General features: G+C 39.5%; 20 protein-coding genes. 10 read left to right on the top strand and 10 right to left on the bottom strand.

Annotation, left to right across the window (positions count from 1 at the left end):
* From LQ201_RS20150 to mobC, 5 genes are all read right to left on the bottom strand, one after another.
* Complete coding sequence (locus LQ201_RS20150; RefSeq protein ID WP_230145098.1) at positions 1 to 318, bottom strand: hypothetical protein; 318 nt, start codon at positions 316 to 318, stop codon at positions 1 to 3.
* A complete protein-coding gene (locus LQ201_RS20145; RefSeq protein WP_230145097.1) occupies positions 315 to 671 on the bottom strand; it encodes a hypothetical protein in 357 nt (118 codons plus the stop codon). The genes LQ201_RS20150 and LQ201_RS20145 overlap by 4 nt, the downstream gene beginning before the upstream one ends.
* A 9-nt stretch (positions 672 to 680) precedes the next feature.
* On the bottom strand, positions 681 to 1319 hold the full coding sequence (locus LQ201_RS20140) for a ParA family protein (protein WP_230145096.1): 639 nt from the start codon (positions 1317 to 1319) through the stop codon (positions 681 to 683).
* An 18-nt stretch (positions 1320 to 1337) separates the two neighbouring features.
* Positions 1338 to 2465 (bottom strand): relaxase/mobilization nuclease domain-containing protein, encoded by a 1128-nt coding sequence (locus tag LQ201_RS20135; protein ID WP_230145095.1) that lies wholly within the window; start codon positions 2463 to 2465, stop codon positions 1338 to 1340.
* A 263-nt stretch (positions 2466 to 2728) separates the two neighbouring features.
* Positions 2729 to 3139, bottom strand: coding sequence for a plasmid mobilization relaxosome protein MobC (gene mobC, locus LQ201_RS20130; RefSeq protein WP_230145094.1), 411 nt, complete (start codon positions 3137 to 3139; stop codon positions 2729 to 2731).
* 920 nt (positions 3140 to 4059) lie between these two features.
* Here mobC and LQ201_RS20125 point away from each other — a divergent pair.
* Positions 4060 to 4503, top strand: coding sequence for a hypothetical protein (locus tag LQ201_RS20125; protein WP_230145093.1), 444 nt, complete (start codon positions 4060 to 4062; stop codon positions 4501 to 4503).
* A gap of 112 nt (positions 4504 to 4615) precedes the next feature.
* On the opposite strand, the gene LQ201_RS20120 is transcribed toward LQ201_RS20125, so the two are convergent.
* Positions 4616 to 4891: an AlpA family transcriptional regulator gene (locus LQ201_RS20120; protein ID WP_230145092.1), complete on the bottom strand. Its 276-nt coding sequence runs from the start codon at positions 4889 to 4891 to the stop codon at positions 4616 to 4618.
* Positions 4892 to 5190: 299 nt separating this feature from the next.
* Between LQ201_RS20120 and LQ201_RS20115 the strand changes: the two genes are divergently transcribed.
* The 4 genes from LQ201_RS20115 (at position 5191) to LQ201_RS20100 (ending at position 8142) form a co-directional block, all read left to right on the top strand.
* On the top strand, positions 5191 to 6315 hold the full coding sequence (locus tag LQ201_RS20115; RefSeq protein WP_230146678.1) for a hypothetical protein: 1125 nt from the start codon (positions 5191 to 5193) through the stop codon (positions 6313 to 6315).
* A 180-nt stretch (positions 6316 to 6495) separates the two neighbouring features.
* Positions 6496 to 7101, top strand: a complete 606-nt coding sequence (locus LQ201_RS20110; protein ID WP_230146677.1) for a hypothetical protein — start codon at positions 6496 to 6498, stop codon at positions 7099 to 7101.
* 109 nt (positions 7102 to 7210) lie between these two features.
* Positions 7211 to 7642 (top strand): MauE/DoxX family redox-associated membrane protein, encoded by a 432-nt coding sequence (locus LQ201_RS20105; RefSeq protein ID WP_230145089.1) that lies wholly within the window; start codon positions 7211 to 7213, stop codon positions 7640 to 7642.
* Between the two features lie 116 nt (positions 7643 to 7758).
* On the top strand, positions 7759 to 8142 hold the full coding sequence (locus tag LQ201_RS20100) for a hypothetical protein (protein WP_230145088.1): 384 nt from the start codon (positions 7759 to 7761) through the stop codon (positions 8140 to 8142).
* 61 nt (positions 8143 to 8203) lie between these two features.
* Here LQ201_RS20100 and LQ201_RS20095 read toward each other — a convergent pair whose 3' ends face one another.
* From LQ201_RS20095 to LQ201_RS20085, 3 genes are read right to left on the bottom strand one after another with little or no spacing between them, the layout of a single operon-like run.
* Positions 8204 to 9571: a RagB/SusD family nutrient uptake outer membrane protein gene (locus LQ201_RS20095; RefSeq protein ID WP_230145087.1), complete on the bottom strand. Its 1368-nt coding sequence runs from the start codon at positions 9569 to 9571 to the stop codon at positions 8204 to 8206.
* A 17-nt stretch (positions 9572 to 9588) separates the two neighbouring features.
* Positions 9589 to 12834, bottom strand: a complete 3246-nt coding sequence (locus LQ201_RS20090; RefSeq protein WP_230145086.1) for a SusC/RagA family TonB-linked outer membrane protein — start codon at positions 12832 to 12834, stop codon at positions 9589 to 9591.
* A 2-nt stretch (positions 12835 to 12836) separates the two neighbouring features.
* On the bottom strand, positions 12837 to 13397 hold the full coding sequence (locus tag LQ201_RS20085; RefSeq protein ID WP_230145085.1) for a TlpA family protein disulfide reductase: 561 nt from the start codon (positions 13395 to 13397) through the stop codon (positions 12837 to 12839).
* A gap of 621 nt (positions 13398 to 14018) precedes the next feature.
* On the opposite strand from LQ201_RS20085, the gene LQ201_RS20080 reads away from it, so the two are divergent.
* Entirely contained in the window at positions 14019 to 14282 is a 264-nt protein-coding gene (locus tag LQ201_RS20080) for a helix-turn-helix domain-containing protein (RefSeq protein ID WP_230145084.1), read from the top strand.
* Positions 14283 to 14385: 103 nt separating this feature from the next.
* Complete coding sequence (locus LQ201_RS20075) at positions 14386 to 15114, top strand: LytTR family DNA-binding domain-containing protein (RefSeq protein ID WP_230145083.1); 729 nt, start codon at positions 14386 to 14388, stop codon at positions 15112 to 15114.
* A gap of 13 nt (positions 15115 to 15127) precedes the next feature.
* On the opposite strand, the gene LQ201_RS20070 is transcribed toward LQ201_RS20075, so the two are convergent.
* Entirely contained in the window at positions 15128 to 15271 is a 144-nt protein-coding gene (locus LQ201_RS20070; protein ID WP_230145082.1) for a hypothetical protein, read from the bottom strand.
* Between the two features lie 93 nt (positions 15272 to 15364).
* Here LQ201_RS20070 and LQ201_RS20065 point away from each other — a divergent pair, with 93 nt between their 5' ends.
* From LQ201_RS20065 to LQ201_RS20055, 3 genes are all read left to right on the top strand, one after another.
* On the top strand, positions 15365 to 16438 hold the full coding sequence (locus tag LQ201_RS20065) for a sensor histidine kinase (RefSeq protein WP_230145081.1): 1074 nt from the start codon (positions 15365 to 15367) through the stop codon (positions 16436 to 16438).
* Between the two features lie 61 nt (positions 16439 to 16499).
* Entirely contained in the window at positions 16500 to 17072 is a 573-nt protein-coding gene (locus LQ201_RS20060; RefSeq protein WP_230145080.1) for a hypothetical protein, read from the top strand.
* 369 nt (positions 17073 to 17441) lie between these two features.
* Complete coding sequence (locus LQ201_RS20055; RefSeq protein WP_230145079.1) at positions 17442 to 17750, top strand: hypothetical protein; 309 nt, start codon at positions 17442 to 17444, stop codon at positions 17748 to 17750.
* Positions 17751 to 17812: the final 62 nt, after the last annotated feature.

Raw genomic sequence — 17812 nt, 5'->3', positions numbered from 1 at the left:
CTAGAACGATACCGAAGAAGTATACTCTATGGTTTCTGCACGGGCCATGGCAAACAGTTCTTTGATGGAAACCCCTCCAGAAAATACGATCGGGGGCTCCTCCAGTTCCCCATCATCGAGAAAGTAATCAATCTCTTCATCTTCGATTTCTTTGAGCGAAACCTTTTCAGGCTCGGGAAGATCAATAACTACTGTGGTCTCATTTTCGTTTGCCGTATAGGCCTGCTTTCTGATCCTTGAAAGATCGAAAGCGATAAGCCCTGAATAATAAAATGCGTAGATGCATAGCATCCAGGACAGGAATTGTATCCAGCTCATAGTTCAAAATTTTCTAATGATGTCTTAATAAACTTTTTAATTTCGGGATGCTGCTCAAAAAGCTGGTGCAGAGCAAAAGCAATTACCCGGTTCATATCCAGCCCCGAGGCGAGCTTTAGCCTATTGAGCAGCTGTACTGTTCTATTGTTCAGTCTGGGATGCAGCATATGGTTGTTGCCGGAACAGTCAAACTCTCTGATCAGGATGATAATGTCCAGCTCTTTTTTGATCCCTTTCCCATCCTTGCTTGCACTTTTATCACGCTCAATGGGGTCTTTATTTGTAGGTTTAATATCAGGTGGCCTGATGCTTTTTCTGAGTTCGTCGGCCAACGTTTTGATTCCTGCTTTCATAAATTGCATTTAAGTTTTAACTGCCGTAGCTTCTATATGATCGGCGTAGATCTGATCAAAAACGGGAACAATTACCGGAAAAAGGGATAAGGGGGTCTGGGCGGTATCGGTCCGCTGGAAATCCACTCGGTCGGATATCGGAGCCGTAATTTTCCCGAATCTGGAAAGCTGTTGTTCTACTTCTGTAGCGGTATCATACCTGACATTTCCTTTGACGCGGTTCGGGATAAAGACCAGATGCCCTGATGGGTTGATTTTTTTTAGCACGACTGAAAAAAGAACGGTTGAATCGAAACTGAACTCGTCATAAGAAAACGGGCAGAGGACCAGATCTGCTGAACTGAATACCGGGATAAGTCCGTCATCATCCAGTTTTCCAGGCAGGTCAATGATCACGATGTGTTCTCTGCTCTGGCTGAGAATGGTATACATGGAAGGAAAATGCTCCAATCCTGCAGCAATGATCTCATAATGCTCCGGGGTTTCAGCCAGTTTGGCCTTTTCGTATTTCTGGGCAAGTGACTGTTGATAATCCATATCGATAACGGTCACCTTCCGTTTTTTGACCAGCGTTAAGAAGTTGGCCAATAAAAGGGTGAGCGTACTTTTCCCCGCCCCTCCCTTTTGGTTTCCAATAATAATAAGCATAATAAAAAGGTTTAAAATTTAACGGGTATTTGTACGGGCCTTGCCCTTTCGCTGACGGTTGCGTCCATGAATGGCCTCATCATCAATATCTTCCTGGAGATCAAATGTCCTGATCGGCTCTTCGTAGAAACCTGCACCATCCAATCCGGAAAGAATATAATTTACCTCAACGGCAGGGTCTGCAAGAGAAATCCTGTAGCCCTTAGGCGTCAGATCTTTTTGATCCTCTAGATTCAGGAACGAATTAATATCCCGAAGGTGCATCACTTCAGAACCTTTCATTACCGTTTTACAGGAATGGTCTATGATGGTATACCCATATGGGATTTTATTGTCCTTGCTGTGAAAAATCAGTTCAGCACCGGTCTTCTTTTTGACCATTATGGAAAAATCCTGCAGTTCTGCACTTAGATCGTTTTTTGGAGAAAAAAAATCATTCTTTGATAACCTCTCGGTCAGGACTTTTGAAAAGATGGCTTTCAGCTGTCGGCACCTTTTTTTATCCCTGTCCTGATCCTGGCATAAAGATTCAATATCAGACGTTTTTAAGGTTGAAATCAATTTCCCTGAATGGGATATTTCGATCTTTTCTTTTTCAAAACGGACCTCAAAGCCCGAGCCTTCCAGTAGCGTCCGTACTTGTGCGACACTAGCAAAATTGTATCCGAGCAACTTATCCAGCCTTGTCAGATCAGCCTTTTCATGTTTGATAACTGTAGATAATGCCCTTATCGAGCGGAGCTTTTCAAAGGCTGAAGAAATCTTCCTACCGTTCTTATCGATCCTGGTCGATACGATATGTACATGGTTATTTTCTGTATCGTTATGAAAGATCACCAGATATGGATTTTCACCGTAGCCCATTTCTGCCATCCATTTTTCAGCAATATTTAAGAGCTCATCCTTTGAAACATATTTACCCTTAGCAGAGATCACCGCATGGAACTGAGGTTTACTTACCCTCTTATTTACGTTTGAAACCGCTTTCAGGTAATTAATATAATCCTGTGGACCGATCCTGTCCAGCCCCATTAGGCTACCGAAATTCCGGACCTTTAAAAGTTCACCCTTGCCGGATCGCATCTTCTCATGGTTATATCTTACCCCTGCAAAAGTTGCAGAGGAGCCGAGTATCTTTACGATCATATAACTAAGCGACTATGCAACCTGCTCACCAGATCACTTTAAAACAAAGGAACAAGATAACTGGCATCGCAGCTAAACCGTTCTTTCTGCAACCGGTTAGCAATATAGCCAGCTCTCGGGCTACATCTAAAACCACATAACCAGTTAAACTACAAACAGGTTAGAAAGCTAACGCTGAAGTTCCGCAACCACATAACAGAGTAACAGTAGAACAATAAAACAGCATAACGGGTTATACACACAACTACATTAACCATAGAAGATTAGCTACCCATCATCCTTATCATTTTCTTTATTTCCAGATTGAGCTTTTGTAATAGCAGGGAATGTTTATCAAGTTCTTTACTATACCGGCTAAAGATTACCGGCGAGAGCACATGCTGCTTGTTCAGTATATTAGCATACCTGGCCAGCTGATTGATATTATTTCCGGTTCTGGAAAGTTCAAGTCCTATCTGATCAATGCTCGCCAAAACCGAACGCCCATCAAAAACTAACTGAAGGTTAACCTCTAGCACCCGTTTTCTGATGATATCCGTCCTTTTAAGTCCAAGAAGTCTTTCAAGAGATAAGATAGAACAAAATTCTTCTTCCGAAAACCGCACAGTGATCTTTCTAGTTCTTTTACCAGTTTTCATGTGAGGCCGTCCGATCTGTTTATTCTTTCCTTCCATTCTAATAACTTCTAAAGGAGAAAACGAGTTGCGAGTTTTCTCATCCCCCAAATGCTCCGCATTGGGGCAAGATTCTTTTTGTGGGCATAATCCCCCGGATTATTGTCCGACAAAAAGACATCTTGCGGGTATAAAAAAACTAAGGGTTTATTTACAAACTCCTACATATATAAATAGTTGGCTTTCTTTAATTTTCTCAAAATCAGGACATAAAAAAAGGGGCCGAATGGCCCCTCCTACCTAAACTAAAAACAAAAAACAAGTCTTCAATATGGTATGCCGGGATTACTCACGTAAGTCCATACGGACCTGGCCGTCGCCTGCCTCTGCGCTTTCGTATTATTGATATGATCTCAACTTCACAAGAATTTTCCGTTCCCCACGGAATAATGCTTCATCCCACAATTTCAAAGAACAGGTGCTTTGCACCTATTTATTTCCTATTAGCAGAAAAGATTTGCTTGAAAGAAAATCTCCTGCTTGATATATGGAACCACATCTTCGATGAGGGTTACATATATCAAGTATTCTTTATCTAGTTATTCAGTTAGTCTAAAAACAGGCTACCCCGTTTCATAGACCAAACGTATCCAGTAATTTATAGTGATGAAATTTTTGGCCTGAAATGGCCTGAATTGGCCGATAGATGACCTAAAAGTGACCTGTAGATTAATTTTTAACCCGATGAAGGCTGTTCATAGCAATTACAACTTTATTTAAGTTTTTATTGGAAGAAACGACAAGATTTTAATAGCCACCCTTAAAGTATTGGGATATAAAATCTTTCCCTTAGCAGGGTACCCGAAGCATACCATTTAATTTTGGAAATTATTATATTGCATAATAAACAATCCACTTATAAAAACTTGACTTAATGCATATTAAAAAAAGGAGAAAAATAATTTCATCTATAATCAGTTATGGGCACAATTAAATTACATTTTGAAAGCGGAAGGGATGATTGGGAATATGGTTATATAACATTAAAGATTTTACAAAATACTAGTATTATTTCCGGAAAAGAACATGGTCCGGTAGTGGTAACCACATATGAAAATCTGGACAAGCAGGAAGAGTTAAATGATCAGCTTCACAATGGAATTGCAACTTTGAATTATAGTCAAACCCTTTATTTTATTCAGGCGACCGATCTGATCTCAAAAATAATCGTATCAATGAAAGAACCATTTTATTCGAACCTTTTCTCACTTGTTAGTGAATGCACTGACCGCTTCAAATCCCTACAGGAATTTGAAGAATATTATCTTGATTATTCTTCAGGTCTAATGGATTTCGTAAAAAAAGAATTCGATAAAGAACCCGAATTGAGAGGTGCACTTGAAAAACTTTTGGAAGATCAATAAACTGAGTTGATCCCTTATACTCTAAATGATCGGCAGGGTTCTTTCAAACAATAGGATATATCTATAATTATTTGCAGGCACAATTTTCATCCTACATACAAAACATGGTAGATTAAATTCTTCCCCGCCTTTTACTTTCTAAAAATTCCTCTTTTAGTTCACTTTTGTAAAACCGGTCTCCCCCAGGAAGCTTGCTAGGTTTCAGGATGCCTTTCCGCACTTTTCTTTTATAGGTACTGTCACTTATCCCTAGATACTCCATCACTTCAAGCCGGGTCAGCATCTCATCCTCTGGAAGTTTAAGGTTTCCGTATGTCTTGGTGGATATAAGCTGCATAATTTCATAAATTTTCAGCAGGACGTCAAGGATCGCATTTAATTTTTCCATATCGGTTTCTGTTAATACAGGTGGTAAATCTGACTTTAATACAATAAACAGTTGATGCAAAAAGACTAATCTATGATCAAAGTGTCAAGTTGTAGTTAGGTGGTAAAACTTACCACCCCCACTCCGCTCGGGTGGATAAGAAGCCGGAATGAGTAGCTATCAACAAACTACAAGGTTAATTCATCACGGCCATATTGATGTTGGTACTTTCAGGATAACTGCTCGTGTAGTTTATTTCCCAGAAAATAATACCAAACCTAAATTTAGGAGAAACTTAATGCTTCCTAAATTTCAAAGCAATGGATTTTCAACTCGATTATTTTAAACAGATCATTTACCTAATAAATAACAACCTGAACATGGAAAACGATGCCTCAACAATTCAGATGGAAATTGAAGCAGAAATTCATAGGATAATCCGGAGAATCGATAGCCACCAACCAACTGACATCTCGACTTTTAGCGAATTTATCAATCTTCAACTCGGGTCAATAATAAGGATCTCAAAAGAAATCGAAGATATAATTTCTTTCAAGGAGGATCTGACGGATGAAAGAGAAAAGCCACTTATAACAATTTTAGACGGACTGGACACAATCATCTGGCACATTTTCACCTATTTTCATGATCAGTTTGATCAAAAATCTTTTTTAACGAATAAGATCATCTCAAATCATAATAAAGATATTAAGAACACCATAGAACATCACCTTAATCTGTTAAAAAGATCTGATATAGATCAGGAACTAACCGAGATATTGGTAGATGCGTTGTACTTGCGGCTCGATGGCTGTCCAAGATTTTTACATTTAGATTTTAGTGATCATTTATTCAATTACCTGCAGACTAATGTAAAAGGGGAAATTTCTAAAGAAAAACTTTTAAAAATGCTGATCTCCTGGAAATTTAATCATCCCAGGTTCTTTGAATATTATATGCAAAATATAATTGGAAAACTCAGGGAATCGTCCACCATTTCTGAACACTTCCGGGATCTCATCTTTCAAAAAAAAATGATCTCGCAAATACCAGTTGAAAGTATCATTCCCTATAATTCTTTTCTGCCAGCTATAAATGATTCCCTGATAACGGCAATAGACGCTGAACTGGACTTTATGAAACAACTGGATTTTTTGAACTCCGAACTCTTGAATTCAGGAATTCTTGACTCTACCTATAAAGTTTCGCTTTCTGTAAAGCAGCTTGCTTATCTGATCTATCTCGTTGTAGAGGTTGGGATCATTACTGAACGTAAAGCAAAAAGAGTACACGAATATATTATTTCACATGTGAGTACTATAGAGACTGAAAAAATTTCGGAGAAAAGCTTTAGTAATGGCTATTACGTTCCAAATTCTGTAGATATCGGCATTGTAAGCGATAAACTAGCTCAAATGCTTGCCAAAGCTCAAAGTCAATATTAATTCCATATACACCAGTAATCTTTGCCAATCCTCTCTTAACCGATAGTTTATAGGATTTGTCGCTCACCTTCATAACGATTATTGGAAAACCAACAATTCTCAATTTATAGCGCATTTTAGCAGGGGGTGGTATGGGGTGGTAGAAAATACCACTTGACCAAGTACCAAAATCCTTTTTATTTGGATTTAAAAACAATGGACTACGAACCACTTTACACAAAACTTGATAGTTATCATCAAATGACAAGCCCCCTGAAAGCATATTTAAAAGTTATTTTGAGGGAGATTATTCTCTCTGATGCTCAGGTGATAGGAAAGGCTCTCTGGAGCGATTTTCCCATTACATTTATCCATAAAGGGACTTTAAAGACAAAACTTGAGAGTAAAATTGAACCAGGTAAATCCATCTTGCTCTTACATTTTGAAGGGCTGATGCTACCGCAATTCTTAGAAACCAATCTTGAAGACTTTGACCTACGAACCTCGGTGATTGGCGGGGCAACCTTGATGGGAATACCCTCTGGCCATATTTACAATCTTTATAAGTTGTTCCCAGAGTTTCATAAAATAATCGAAAAAATCAGCCTGGAGAACTGTAATAAGCTATTCCACCTGGCATTTGACATTAAAAATCTTAAGGCAGAAGACCGTTTTGCTGCCTTACTTGAAATCCATCCAAATGTCTTTCAATTGGCATCCTCTATCGACATTGCCGACTCGACTGGAATGCATGCGCATACACTAAGTACACTTAAAGGCAAATACTTAAGCGGAGGAAGAGGGTAAATTTTCCTCATTAGGAACCCAGTATTACAACTTTTAGGAATTTTCTTCTCCAAGCAGAACATCAAAAGAGAAAGTATGTAGTGAATTTTGTGAAGGAAATCTAAAAAACATGAAAGAACGGTTTTTAATCTTTGGAGTGAGTGCGCTTATTATTCTTTGGGTTTATACTGCCTGCTCAAAATTACTTGAGTTTAATACATTCAAGTACCAGCTACACATGCAGCATATGCCTTGGGGTATTGAAAACATTTTAATAATAGCCCTACCGGTAACCGAGTTATTGGCTGCCTATCTCCTTGCCAAAAAAACTACACGATATAAAGGACTTTGGCTTTCCGTATCATTATTGCTGTTATTTACAATTTATATCGGGCTTATCCTTTTGGGAGTATTCAACAAAGCTCCCTGTAGCTGTGGCGGGGTGCTGAGTTTCCTAACCTGGAACACCCATCTGCTCTTCAATGTTATTTTTCTCAGTCTAAACAGCTGGGTACTATACGAAATTCACCAACAAAGAAAGGAGGCCCTCAAAATCATTTAAAAGAATATGAAATGGTTTAAGCAGCTTAAACCACTAGACTTAATTAACCTTCGGTGCAGAGCACCATTAACCAAACTTTTTCGCTTGCTTTTTCAATGTAAAAAGCATCCCTAAACATGAAAACAATAAAAAAAATCAGCTTCGGCGCTTTCGCCTTTATTTTAGGATTAACCTTAGTATTAACGCAGTCAGCTTTTAAAGGCTCGCCATTAAAAGCATTTAAACGCGTTCCTACAACTGTTTACTATCATGGCCCTGACTTCTCTCAGGCAGAAGTACAAAACGAATCCAACTGGACCACATCTACAAACTCGCAAACCTGTGATTCCTCACCACAGGCTCCATGTAGATTGATAATTGACAGTAGCTATATTTTATCTGGCCAATTACAGGGCACCGCAAATCTGACAAGTAGTCTTTACACGGGTGATGACGAGGAAAGCTATTTTGTCACAGGTTCAGCTGATGAGGATATGTCAATTACCAATAAAGCACAATAGCTTTTTTAACAAAGTCAGGGCCATCCGGCCCTGTACTTTGATCATTAAACTAACTATTAATCTAATTTTGTTTTAGTTCAGCAATCTCGATAATATCATTCGGCAATGGTAGCGCATAAAATGGAGCATTTGGTTCTAAGTAAAAGGTAATCCCGGTCAAAACGCGCCGTAACCTGATGCCTGCCCCTTCCTTATTATATCTCTTAATATCTGACCACCTCAATCCCCTCATTAAAAGCTCTTTTCTTCTTTCCATAAGTATTTGGCTAATTGCATCATTCTGGCCCTGTGCAGTACGTGGAATATAAATCACTGTATTTTTCCATCTCTTGATAAGTAGGGCGTTCAGGTCATCCATTCCACCATCCATATCCCCAAGCCTTGCTCTGCACTCAGCACGTATCAGATATATCTCGTCTACAGCAATTCCTGAAAATAAGTTAGCAGTGCCCGCATAACTTCCTTTAAACTGCTGAAAGCCTGTGTTCGCCCTAAAAAACGCCCGTTTACGAAGATCGTCAGGCTCATAGCTTGAATAAAGTAATGGGTCAATCTTAGCATTCACTGGAATATGTACAGAAAAACCAGCAAACATTTCAGCATGAAAGATCGTCTCTTTGTTGAAGCGCTTAAACGGAATCGCAAGATCCAGCCCGACCACATCAGAATCACCGTTGTAATCCATTAAAGTAGCTTTAATGCGCAAACACTGATCTGCGTAATACAATGCATTTGTATAATCGTGCATGTAAAGATAAATTCTGGCAAGTTGCGCGTATGCAGCAGCCTTCGAAGGACGAAATTTCACCAACGGGTCATTCGGCAAAAGTTCTGCCGCACCTTTCGCATCCGAGAGTGCCTGTAGCAGGCACTCTTTGACAGTTGATCTTTTCGAAGGGACATTGAAATCTGAAGAGAGCCTAAGCACTATCCCAAGATCCTGATCGGAAGTCCCATTGCCATACCCCAGACCAAACTGTGTGGTCAGGAGAAAGAAATAAAAACTTCTAAAAAACAGCGCAGATCCTTTTACGTTATCCCATCCAGCGGCATTGGTACCTAAACGTTCTATTGCCGAAATGCCTTCCAAACAGAAATTAGAGTTATATATCGGTAGATAGGCTGTTGCCCATTCATTTGGATACTGATAGTCAAATTTTTTCCAACTGTAAACGTTCCTTGCAATTTCAGATCCTCCATCGATCTGGCTTGGTGGATAATAAACGTCATCGGAGGAGGCTTCTCCATAAGATGGTGTTCTCGCAATGTTCATCAGCGTAACATCGTCCAGCATTCCCTGAAGATCTGGGATAGTCTTGGGAATCAAAAGTTTTGCGTCAGATTTAACTGACAGGAATTTCTCACATCCAGCGAGACTTATCATTATAAGGGTACAGCAAACCGTCCCAATAAAATATTTCGTTACCATAAACTTATTATTATGTTTTAAAAATTACCCCGGACTCCTAACGTGATGGCTTTTGTCTGGCCGATCTGGTTTTGATAATCTGGATCAGCCACTGCTTTACTCGCCTTCCATAAAATGCCCAGATTGGAACCGTTCAGATAAATATCTAAGGATCTAAATGGAAATTTCCAATGTTGTGCATTCAGGTTATAGTTGAGGTTGATATAGTCCAATCTAATATTGTCGGCACGAAAAACATTAACCTCTGAATTGCTGTAAAAAGCATCCCTTGATACAACTATGGGATACAGGAATGCAGGTACATCAGTGTTGGCCTCATCGCCGGGCTTCTGCCATCTTTTCGAATAATCCGGATGTGCAGTTCCTATACTGGCCAGTGCATTATAGCTGATACTTCTTTTTGTTGCATAGTATCCAAGTTTAAAATTCAAGTTAAACGACAAACTTAGATTACGGTAAGCGAAAGTATTCATTACCGAGCCGAAATATACAGGTGAAGCTGCACCGAAAAAACGAACATTATTTCCGCTCAGCCTCGCTTCATTGGCAATGGCTGTATAGTTGGTACTTAATAAGCCATTGACATAACCTTGCGGATTCCCTTTTGCGTCAAGTCCGCCCCATTTATATGCTGAAATACTGTACAAAGGGTATCCAACCAAAGGTGTGATCTGACTACCTCCGCCAAACAGCGCCGTCAGGGTATTGTTAGTGGTATAGTATTTTACTGTCTTACTCTTATTCAAACTGAAAAACAAACTGGTATTCCATTGAAAGCTCTGAGCTGTGATATTTTTGCTCATCAATTCCAAATCAATACCCCTACCCTCCATATCGGCGACATTTCTGGTTAGCTCAGCTGAACTGCCCCATGTGGTATAGTCGTATAAAAAAGATCCATAGAGGTCGGTACCCTTTTTCCTGTAATAAGATATACTACCCCTCAAACGGTTATTCCTTGATGCAAAGTCTAGTTTTAAGTTAAGCTGAGCAAGCTGTTCCCACCGTAGATCGGGATTATTGATCTGGCGGACCCTGACAAATGGTAAGGTTGATTGTGTATTGGATGCATAAACGGCGGTAGCGGTAGCTGTTTTTGAGAGATCGACATTACCACTTTTGCCATAGGTTAGTGATAGCCTAAGTTCAGGTAGCCAACTAACATCATAAAATCCTTCCTTCGAAACGGACCAGCCGCCTCCAACTGACCAAAGAGGTTTCCACCGTTCGTTTGTAGAAGCTCCGAATACATTTGATCCATCGCGTCGGACGCTAGCTGAAAGCCGGTATTTCCCGGCGTATGTATAAGCACCATTGGCATAAACACTGACAAATCTGTTCATCAAGCTTGTGATCTTTGCACCTGGAGCGATCTGCTGAATATCACCAGTAATAAAATGGTTATAAATGCCCAGGACATCCGCACTCTGATAACCCAATGGATCCTCTTGATATCCATAAAACACATTACCATCCCCATCGGTCTTAACGCCCCGAACCTCCATTCCTGCAAGCACATTAATTGAAGACACTCCAATGTTCTTGTCCATATTAAACTGCAATCTGCCGGTGGATGAACTTGTATATGTGTTATCTGAACGGAAAATCCCTCCTCTTGGTAAATTGTACTTTATTAGCCCTGTTGTGGAGTTCAACTGCGAGAATGAATTGATCAGCCCCCTGGTAATATAACTTTCTTCGTCGGTCAGGTTCTCCGTCTTCGCAATCTGACGCTGCCCTTGATAACTTGCTTCCACATTCAAAAAAGGCAGAATTCTATAGGACAGCATAACACTTCCCAAAATCTCTTCTCTTGAAGTAGTGGTTACGTCATGTTTGTATTCTTCAGTTGGATAATACTTCCAGTCCAGCAGTTTACCCATTCCTGCAGTATCAGTATAGGCGGCTCTGTATTCCGTTGCAAGTACAATCGGATTTCCAGATGCATCACGTAGATGACGATAAGGTAACCTCTGTCCTTCCCGGATCGAACCAAATGAAGGACGACCTGACCTGGAATCGGCGAAGGTCAAAGTTAGCGAAGTATTCAGTGTTAATCTGGGGTTAAATTTCAGCTGATCGGTAAAACGCAGATTAGAACGGGTTGAAGCTGAATAATTCTGATCGTATCCTCTGTCGTATCCCCCGCTGAGACTAAATGCATGGTTTACTGTGCCGCTTCTGATGTTAAGTGAATACTGCTGAATAAGTGCATTTGTGTAAAATTCATCAAGCCATTCTTTGTTAATATCAGTTTTCCTAAATTCATCCAGCGCGGCTTCAAGCTGGGCATCAGTTATTTTACCGTTTCTTTTGGACAGGAAAAGTTCCACGGCAGGAGTTAACGCAATGTAATTCGTTGAGATTCTATTGTTAAAATACCCTTTATCGAAAAGAAACCGTTCTGCCTCTATTGTCTCCGAGACAGACATCTGAGGATATTGCGTAAGATCCGGTAAAGTATTTATCGTCGCATTGGCATTAAATGAAATGTCAAGAACCTGATTTAGCCTAGCTTTTTTGGATGTCAGCACGATAACTCCATTGCCTGCACGGGCACCCCAAATTGAAGCGGCGGAAGCATCTTTCAATATCGAAATGTTTTCAATATCAAAAGGATTGATATTGTTAATATCACCCTCGTATATAAAACCATCCAACACGATAAGCGGATCCAATGGGCCATTTATTGTTCCTAGACCTCGCACAGAAATACCCGTTTTATTTTGGGGATTGGCATTGGTCTTTCCAATATTAACGTTCAGACCAGAAGTCTGCCCCAATAACCTGTCTAATATGTTTGTACCAGTTCTATTATTTAACGATTTATTGTCTATCAAAGAGATATCCCCGTTTGTTTCATTTGGCCTAACACGCTGATATCCTGTACTTACAACAACCTCCCCCAAATCCCTTTGTTTGGCTACCATTTTTATCACCATTTCGTCTAACAGATCCTTTTCCCTTATCAAAACCCTTACCGTTTCGTAAACGTTTATCCCCTCAAATTTTAGGGTCTCTGGCAGAAATTTAATGGCGAGTTCAAAACTACCATCTGGTAAGATAATAGAAGAACCGGAATGTTTGGACCGAACGTAGACATCCTTAATTTCAGCATCTGCTAAAATGATTTTGCCACGGAAAATCTTAGGTTTTAATAACTTAACCTGTGCGGTACTAGTTTCAAAATTGATCAGGATAACTAAAGCAATCCATGTTAGAATAATAAGGGTATTTTTCACCTTCTTTATCATTTTCTCCATCTCTAATACTCCTTGGTTTTAACGTATATATCACGACCAGCAATAAAATTTTCTAGATTTTGCTTGCTGACCATTGAAGAGGAAGTTATTGCCTTTACCCTACGGTCTGCCCCGATCCATACATAATGTGGAAAAGCCCGGTGTGGAAATAATGCGGTGGTCAGCTTGTCGTGGGAGGCCACTGGAAGCACGATTTCGTCCTTCGATCCAACCCTTTTAGCAAGGAAAGATGTCAGATCTTCTTCTGAATCCGTTTCGGCATCACCAACAAGTATTACTTGAAGATTCTTCGCATACTCTTTTTGGTAACCATACATCTTGGGAAATGCAGAAATACATGAGCTGCACCATGTTGCCCAGAAGTCAAGGATTACCGCTTTTCCTTTTAGAGAAGAAAGCGAAATTGGCTGTTTAGCACCATTGAGGATTTTTGCAAATACAATTTCAGGAACCTTGTCCCCTATTGCCAATGGCTTTATATCTTGGTTAGGAAGACTTAACCCATACGCTTTAAAAAAAAGGCAAAGCGCGGCCATTGCGATAAAAATTATCGATTTTTTCATAATTGTTCAGTTAGTTGATTAATAGGAAACCAGATCTAAAAGTAATTTTAGATCAAATAGAAATACCTACAGATGGTTTAAGAACCAATACCCAATCCATAATGAAATTTAAGCGTTGCCATCTGTAGGCATACGTAATCTCATTCGGGATTTTTGGGTTTCAGTGCATACATCCTGTCGAATGGGCATGAACATAGGGAAGAAATTTGGGACGATAAAAAAATAAGGATACCTGGACAATAGAAAGATAATCCACACCTAAAGTATTGGTCAATCACTCGGAAAAATGGATTACTTTTTTTCATACTCGTATTGGTTATACGAGTCTTGATGGAATGTGCTCAATAAATGTGAGAACTACAAACCGTGGTGCAATAAAGTTTCTGACGCCTTACGTGACACGGAATTACAGCAGTTCCCACATCTATTTCGAAATACAAATATATTATTTCTACACATAGATATGGGCATTAATCTGCTGTCCTACGTCACGGCGTCAGAAATTGCGACCGCAAGACTCTTATTAATACCTATTTAATATACCCCAAATATAACGAAAAAATCCAAAAACCCTACTATAGTAGGGCAAACTATTTTTTCATTATTCATTACTTAGTTTTAATGGGTAAAGCATCTGAAATTGAGCAGTTTGTAATTGATAAAGTGAGGGAAATCAGGCTTTTAAAAAATATTGGTCAAAAGCAATTGTCTATTTTAATGGGCTTAAATGGAAAATTTGTCGGGAATGTTGAAAGCACCAAAACTCCAGATAAATATAATTTAAACCATTTAAACAAGATCGCAGAAATATTTGAATGTTCAATCAAAGACTTTTTCCCAGAAAAGCCCATACTAGGTGAAATCGAACGGACATATCCGAAATAGATTTTACCGATTATTTAAATAATATTAGTATCCTTATTATTCACCTTTAACAATAAATAAGAAAATGAAATAAATCAAGTACACATCAAATCATCCGCAGCCTATGAAAAATAAGGTAAGATGCGTGATCATCGACGATGAGAAACACGCAATTTCGCTACTCAAAACCTACATCAGTTCAATGCCCAATCTTGAACTGTTCAAAACCTTCAACAATCCGCTCGAAGCGCTTTCGGGAATCACCGCTGAAGACGACATTGACATTATCTTCCTCGACATTGAAATGCCACATCTATCGGGCATAGAACTTGCGAAGGAACTCAGGCCAAAAGCCAGGTCCATTATCTTTACAAGTGCTTATAACAGATCGCTTGAAGCCTTTGAAGTCAGGGCCAACCATTATCTACTCAAACCACTTAACCTCGCCAAATTTACCCAAACGGTCATGAGTATAATAGATAACGAACTTTCCAAAACCGACGGAGAGGGCAAAAACATCAAATTCTTTAAGACTGGTGAAAAGGGAAAGCTTTCCAGGATCGACAAGCAAGAGATCCTGTACTTTGAAAGTGCAAAAAACTATGTCAGTATGGTTACTGCCGATAAAAAGGAGCTCGTGTATCTAACATTAAAGGAAGTTGAAAAAATTTTCTGCAAAGATCTTTTTTACAGGGTACACCGTTCACACGTAATCAATGCAGATAAAATCCAGAAGATTGTGGGCAATACGATAAATCTGGGACAAGGATATCAGGTACAGATGGGAGGCACTTATAAAAGTGGTCTTTTAAAGTTTTTAGAAGAAAAGACTTTGTTAACCGGCCGGATATAACAGATCTTAAAATTTAACGGTCTACATTGATATGTGTCCCGGTAACTGTAATGGTGAGACTGGTCACAGTTGGATCAGTGCTCTGGAGATTTCGGTCTCCTGCCGTGCGGAAGATAAAAACTGTTTTTTTCTTCAGCCTTTTCTGCTGGTGTTTCATAGTTTATTTCCTGAAACTAAAGGCAGAAAAACGCTAAAAAAAAGTTATTACACCGGGGATAATTCAGGGGTGACCAATACGATTATAGCCGTGATGAACATTATTCTAAATTTTATAAAAAAGCAAAAGATCCACCTGATCGGATGGGCAGGTTTTATCCTGTGTGAGATATTTATCGTCGGCTTTTCCACTGGTCGGTTCGGTAATACTGAAAGCTACATTATCCATTATATCTTGAATATCCTGCTCTTTTATTTTTGCGCACACTGGGCCTATCCCATAATATTCAGAAATGCATTTTACTGGGTATGGAAACTTCCACTCCTTGGCGGCTTTACCTTTCTATGTTATCTACTTATAAATTACATTGTAGATACCAGGATTCTGAAGCACCAATCCTGGAAGACTGTTCAAGAACTCGATATGGGGCATAAATATGTTCTTGGTGTGCTATATCGGGCAGCGCTGTTTATGGGAAATGCAGGATTTTACTATCTATTTCTCGTTCACCTCAAAGAGGTGAAGACCAGGGAGGAGGCAGAAAAAGCCAGTTTCCAGATCGAGCTTTCCAAAAGGGAAATGGAGGCAAAACTTGAGCAGTCTAGAAATTCCTACCTAAAGGCACAGATCAACCCCCACCTACTCTTCAATACACTTAGCTTTATCTACCAGGACATATTAGCAAGCTCCCCTAAAGCAGCTGACGCAGTAATGACCTTATCCGATATCATGCGTTATAGTATAGACTGTGAATTCACAGAGTCTACTATCCCCCTGAAAGAAGAGATAACCCAAGTAAAAAGCCTGATCATGCTTCACAGTACACGGTTTGAGGAGAAACTCAGTCTTACTTTTGAAATCGGAGATGCCATAGAAAATATAAAGTTCATTCCGCTTGTATTGGTAACGCTTGCCGAGAACATATTTAAACACGGAATCTTTCTGGATCCCCAACATCCCGCCAAGCTAGCAATTAGCTACTGCGACGAATTCCTTAACATACAATCACGAAACCTACCGAATAGAAAAAGCAGGGCAACCAGCATGCAAAAGGGATTGGAAAACATACGCCAGAGGCTGGAGATCGCATATGGAAGCGACGCAAAAATGCTTTACGGGATTAGGGAGCAATACTTTGAAATTGAAATCAAAGTGAGGATCGATTGATGGCCTATTAGCAAACAAAATATTTTCAGCCTTATATAACTGTATCAAAATCTATCATCTTATGAAAATACTAACCACAAAAATTATCTTTATAGTTGGCTTATTTAGTTTCCTGTCATCTTGGGGACAGCTTCCGCAGACAAAGGCTGTGAACGGCCTACTTGTTACCGTTGAAGATAACCTGTTGAATGTACCGCCAAAGGGGAAATACGCAAAGGTGGCAGATAGCCTGGACAAAAACCTCATCAGGAACCCTGACGATACCACCAGTCTTTTCTACCACGCGCTGATATATTATACGCATAACCAGATGTCGGCAGAACCCTATCAACACACTAAAGGTACCTTAGAAAACCTGACCAAAGCAAAAACGCAGATCGAAAAAGCAATCAAAACAGGCATGCAGGATTTTAGGGCAAAGCAGCTCAGGGCACAGATTTATAGCGAATTATGCTACCGTTTTACAAACGATGAATCCTGGATGTTCAGCAAGGTCCAAATGTTATCCAGGAAAGCGTTATTTGATAACTACAAAGTTCTGGCAAACCGCTATATCGACGAGCTGTCTATGCAGGACAAAAATAATGCGTATCAATATACAAAAAGGAAGATAAGCTTTACCTATAAACTTTAAAGAATGCCTATTTGATTAAATCAGGTGTGACTTGCAAAGGGCTCGATACGAAAAAATTTTCTCTGGCATTAAAACCGTTTAAGCCTTTTTTGCGTATAATTGTTTTGTAAGGGGTGAGAGCCTTACATCAACTTTCAGTTGAGAGCGTTAATTTAGATTGGGGTAATCATTAATTTGATTATCCCTTTTTGCTTTATAAACGCGGGATATGCTTTAAGCGTAAATGCCAGGCATGCTTTTCAAATAATCAGGCTTAGCCCACCCTCCAACTATAAAGTATAATGATTCAGATCTCAGCTGCTCCCCCTTCACCTTACCCTGGCTGAAGCAAGATTTTTAAGTTTCAGGTTTTTTATTTATTTTGTTTACATGGGAATAAATGAGTCAAGCGATTATGTTAAGGCAAGAGCGTTACTCCTGGCCGAATATTTCAGTCAGCGCGGGTGGCTGGTGACTGCAGGAAAAAACAACTGTATACTGATTTACGTGCAAAATGAAGATATATACAATTTTACGGAAGACCAATTGATGGAGATAATATGTGAATCAGACTGGCATATAGCGGGAACAGGTTTAAAGACCAGCCCGGTTACCTACATGTTTTACCATCGGGGCGAATTTTACAAAAAGTTCGAGGTACTTTCTAGTAGCGAATATGACATCTACGATAATGATTGAATCACTAGATAACTCGACAAAAATAGGCAAACACTACAAATCATTAGTAAGTCCAACTTATC

Source organism: Pedobacter sp. Bi126 (assembly GCF_918698245.1).
Taxonomy (GTDB): domain Bacteria; phylum Bacteroidota; class Bacteroidia; order Sphingobacteriales; family Sphingobacteriaceae; genus Pedobacter.
Note: the sequence above shows the minus strand (reverse complement) of the source record. Positions and strands in the feature narration are given on the sequence as shown.

Excerpts from the sequence above, each read along its gene's own strand:
- LQ201_RS20150 (WP_230145098.1), bottom strand. The coding sequence starts at position 318 with ATGAGCTGGATACAATTCCTGTCCTGGATGCTATGCATCTACGCATTT.
- LQ201_RS20145 (WP_230145097.1), bottom strand. The coding sequence starts at position 671 with ATGAAAGCAGGAATCAAAACGTTGGCCGACGAACTCAGAAAAAGCATC.
- LQ201_RS20140 (WP_230145096.1), bottom strand. The coding sequence starts at position 1,319 with ATGCTTATTATTATTGGAAACCAAAAGGGAGGGGCGGGGAAAAGTACG.
- LQ201_RS20135 (WP_230145095.1), bottom strand. The coding sequence starts at position 2,465 with ATGATCGTAAAGATACTCGGCTCCTCTGCAACTTTTGCAGGGGTAAGA.
- mobC (WP_230145094.1), bottom strand. The coding sequence starts at position 3,139 with ATGGAAGGAAAGAATAAACAGATCGGACGGCCTCACATGAAAACTGGT.
- LQ201_RS20125 (WP_230145093.1), top strand. The coding sequence starts at position 4,060 with ATGGGCACAATTAAATTACATTTTGAAAGCGGAAGGGATGATTGGGAA.
- LQ201_RS20120 (WP_230145092.1), bottom strand. The coding sequence starts at position 4,891 with ATGGAAAAATTAAATGCGATCCTTGACGTCCTGCTGAAAATTTATGAA.
- LQ201_RS20115 (WP_230146678.1), top strand. The coding sequence starts at position 5,191 with ATGGATTTTCAACTCGATTATTTTAAACAGATCATTTACCTAATAAAT.
- LQ201_RS20105 (WP_230145089.1), top strand. The coding sequence starts at position 7,211 with ATGAAAGAACGGTTTTTAATCTTTGGAGTGAGTGCGCTTATTATTCTT.
- LQ201_RS20100 (WP_230145088.1), top strand. The coding sequence starts at position 7,759 with ATGAAAACAATAAAAAAAATCAGCTTCGGCGCTTTCGCCTTTATTTTA.
- LQ201_RS20095 (WP_230145087.1), bottom strand. The coding sequence starts at position 9,571 with ATGGTAACGAAATATTTTATTGGGACGGTTTGCTGTACCCTTATAATG.
- LQ201_RS20090 (WP_230145086.1), bottom strand. The coding sequence starts at position 12,834 with ATGGAGAAAATGATAAAGAAGGTGAAAAATACCCTTATTATTCTAACA.
- LQ201_RS20085 (WP_230145085.1), bottom strand. The coding sequence starts at position 13,397 with ATGAAAAAATCGATAATTTTTATCGCAATGGCCGCGCTTTGCCTTTTT.
- LQ201_RS20080 (WP_230145084.1), top strand. The coding sequence starts at position 14,019 with ATGGGTAAAGCATCTGAAATTGAGCAGTTTGTAATTGATAAAGTGAGG.
- LQ201_RS20075 (WP_230145083.1), top strand. The coding sequence starts at position 14,386 with ATGAAAAATAAGGTAAGATGCGTGATCATCGACGATGAGAAACACGCA.
- LQ201_RS20070 (WP_230145082.1), bottom strand. The coding sequence starts at position 15,271 with ATGAAACACCAGCAGAAAAGGCTGAAGAAAAAAACAGTTTTTATCTTC.
- LQ201_RS20065 (WP_230145081.1), top strand. The coding sequence starts at position 15,365 with ATGAACATTATTCTAAATTTTATAAAAAAGCAAAAGATCCACCTGATC.
- LQ201_RS20060 (WP_230145080.1), top strand. The coding sequence starts at position 16,500 with ATGAAAATACTAACCACAAAAATTATCTTTATAGTTGGCTTATTTAGT.
- LQ201_RS20055 (WP_230145079.1), top strand. The coding sequence starts at position 17,442 with ATGGGAATAAATGAGTCAAGCGATTATGTTAAGGCAAGAGCGTTACTC.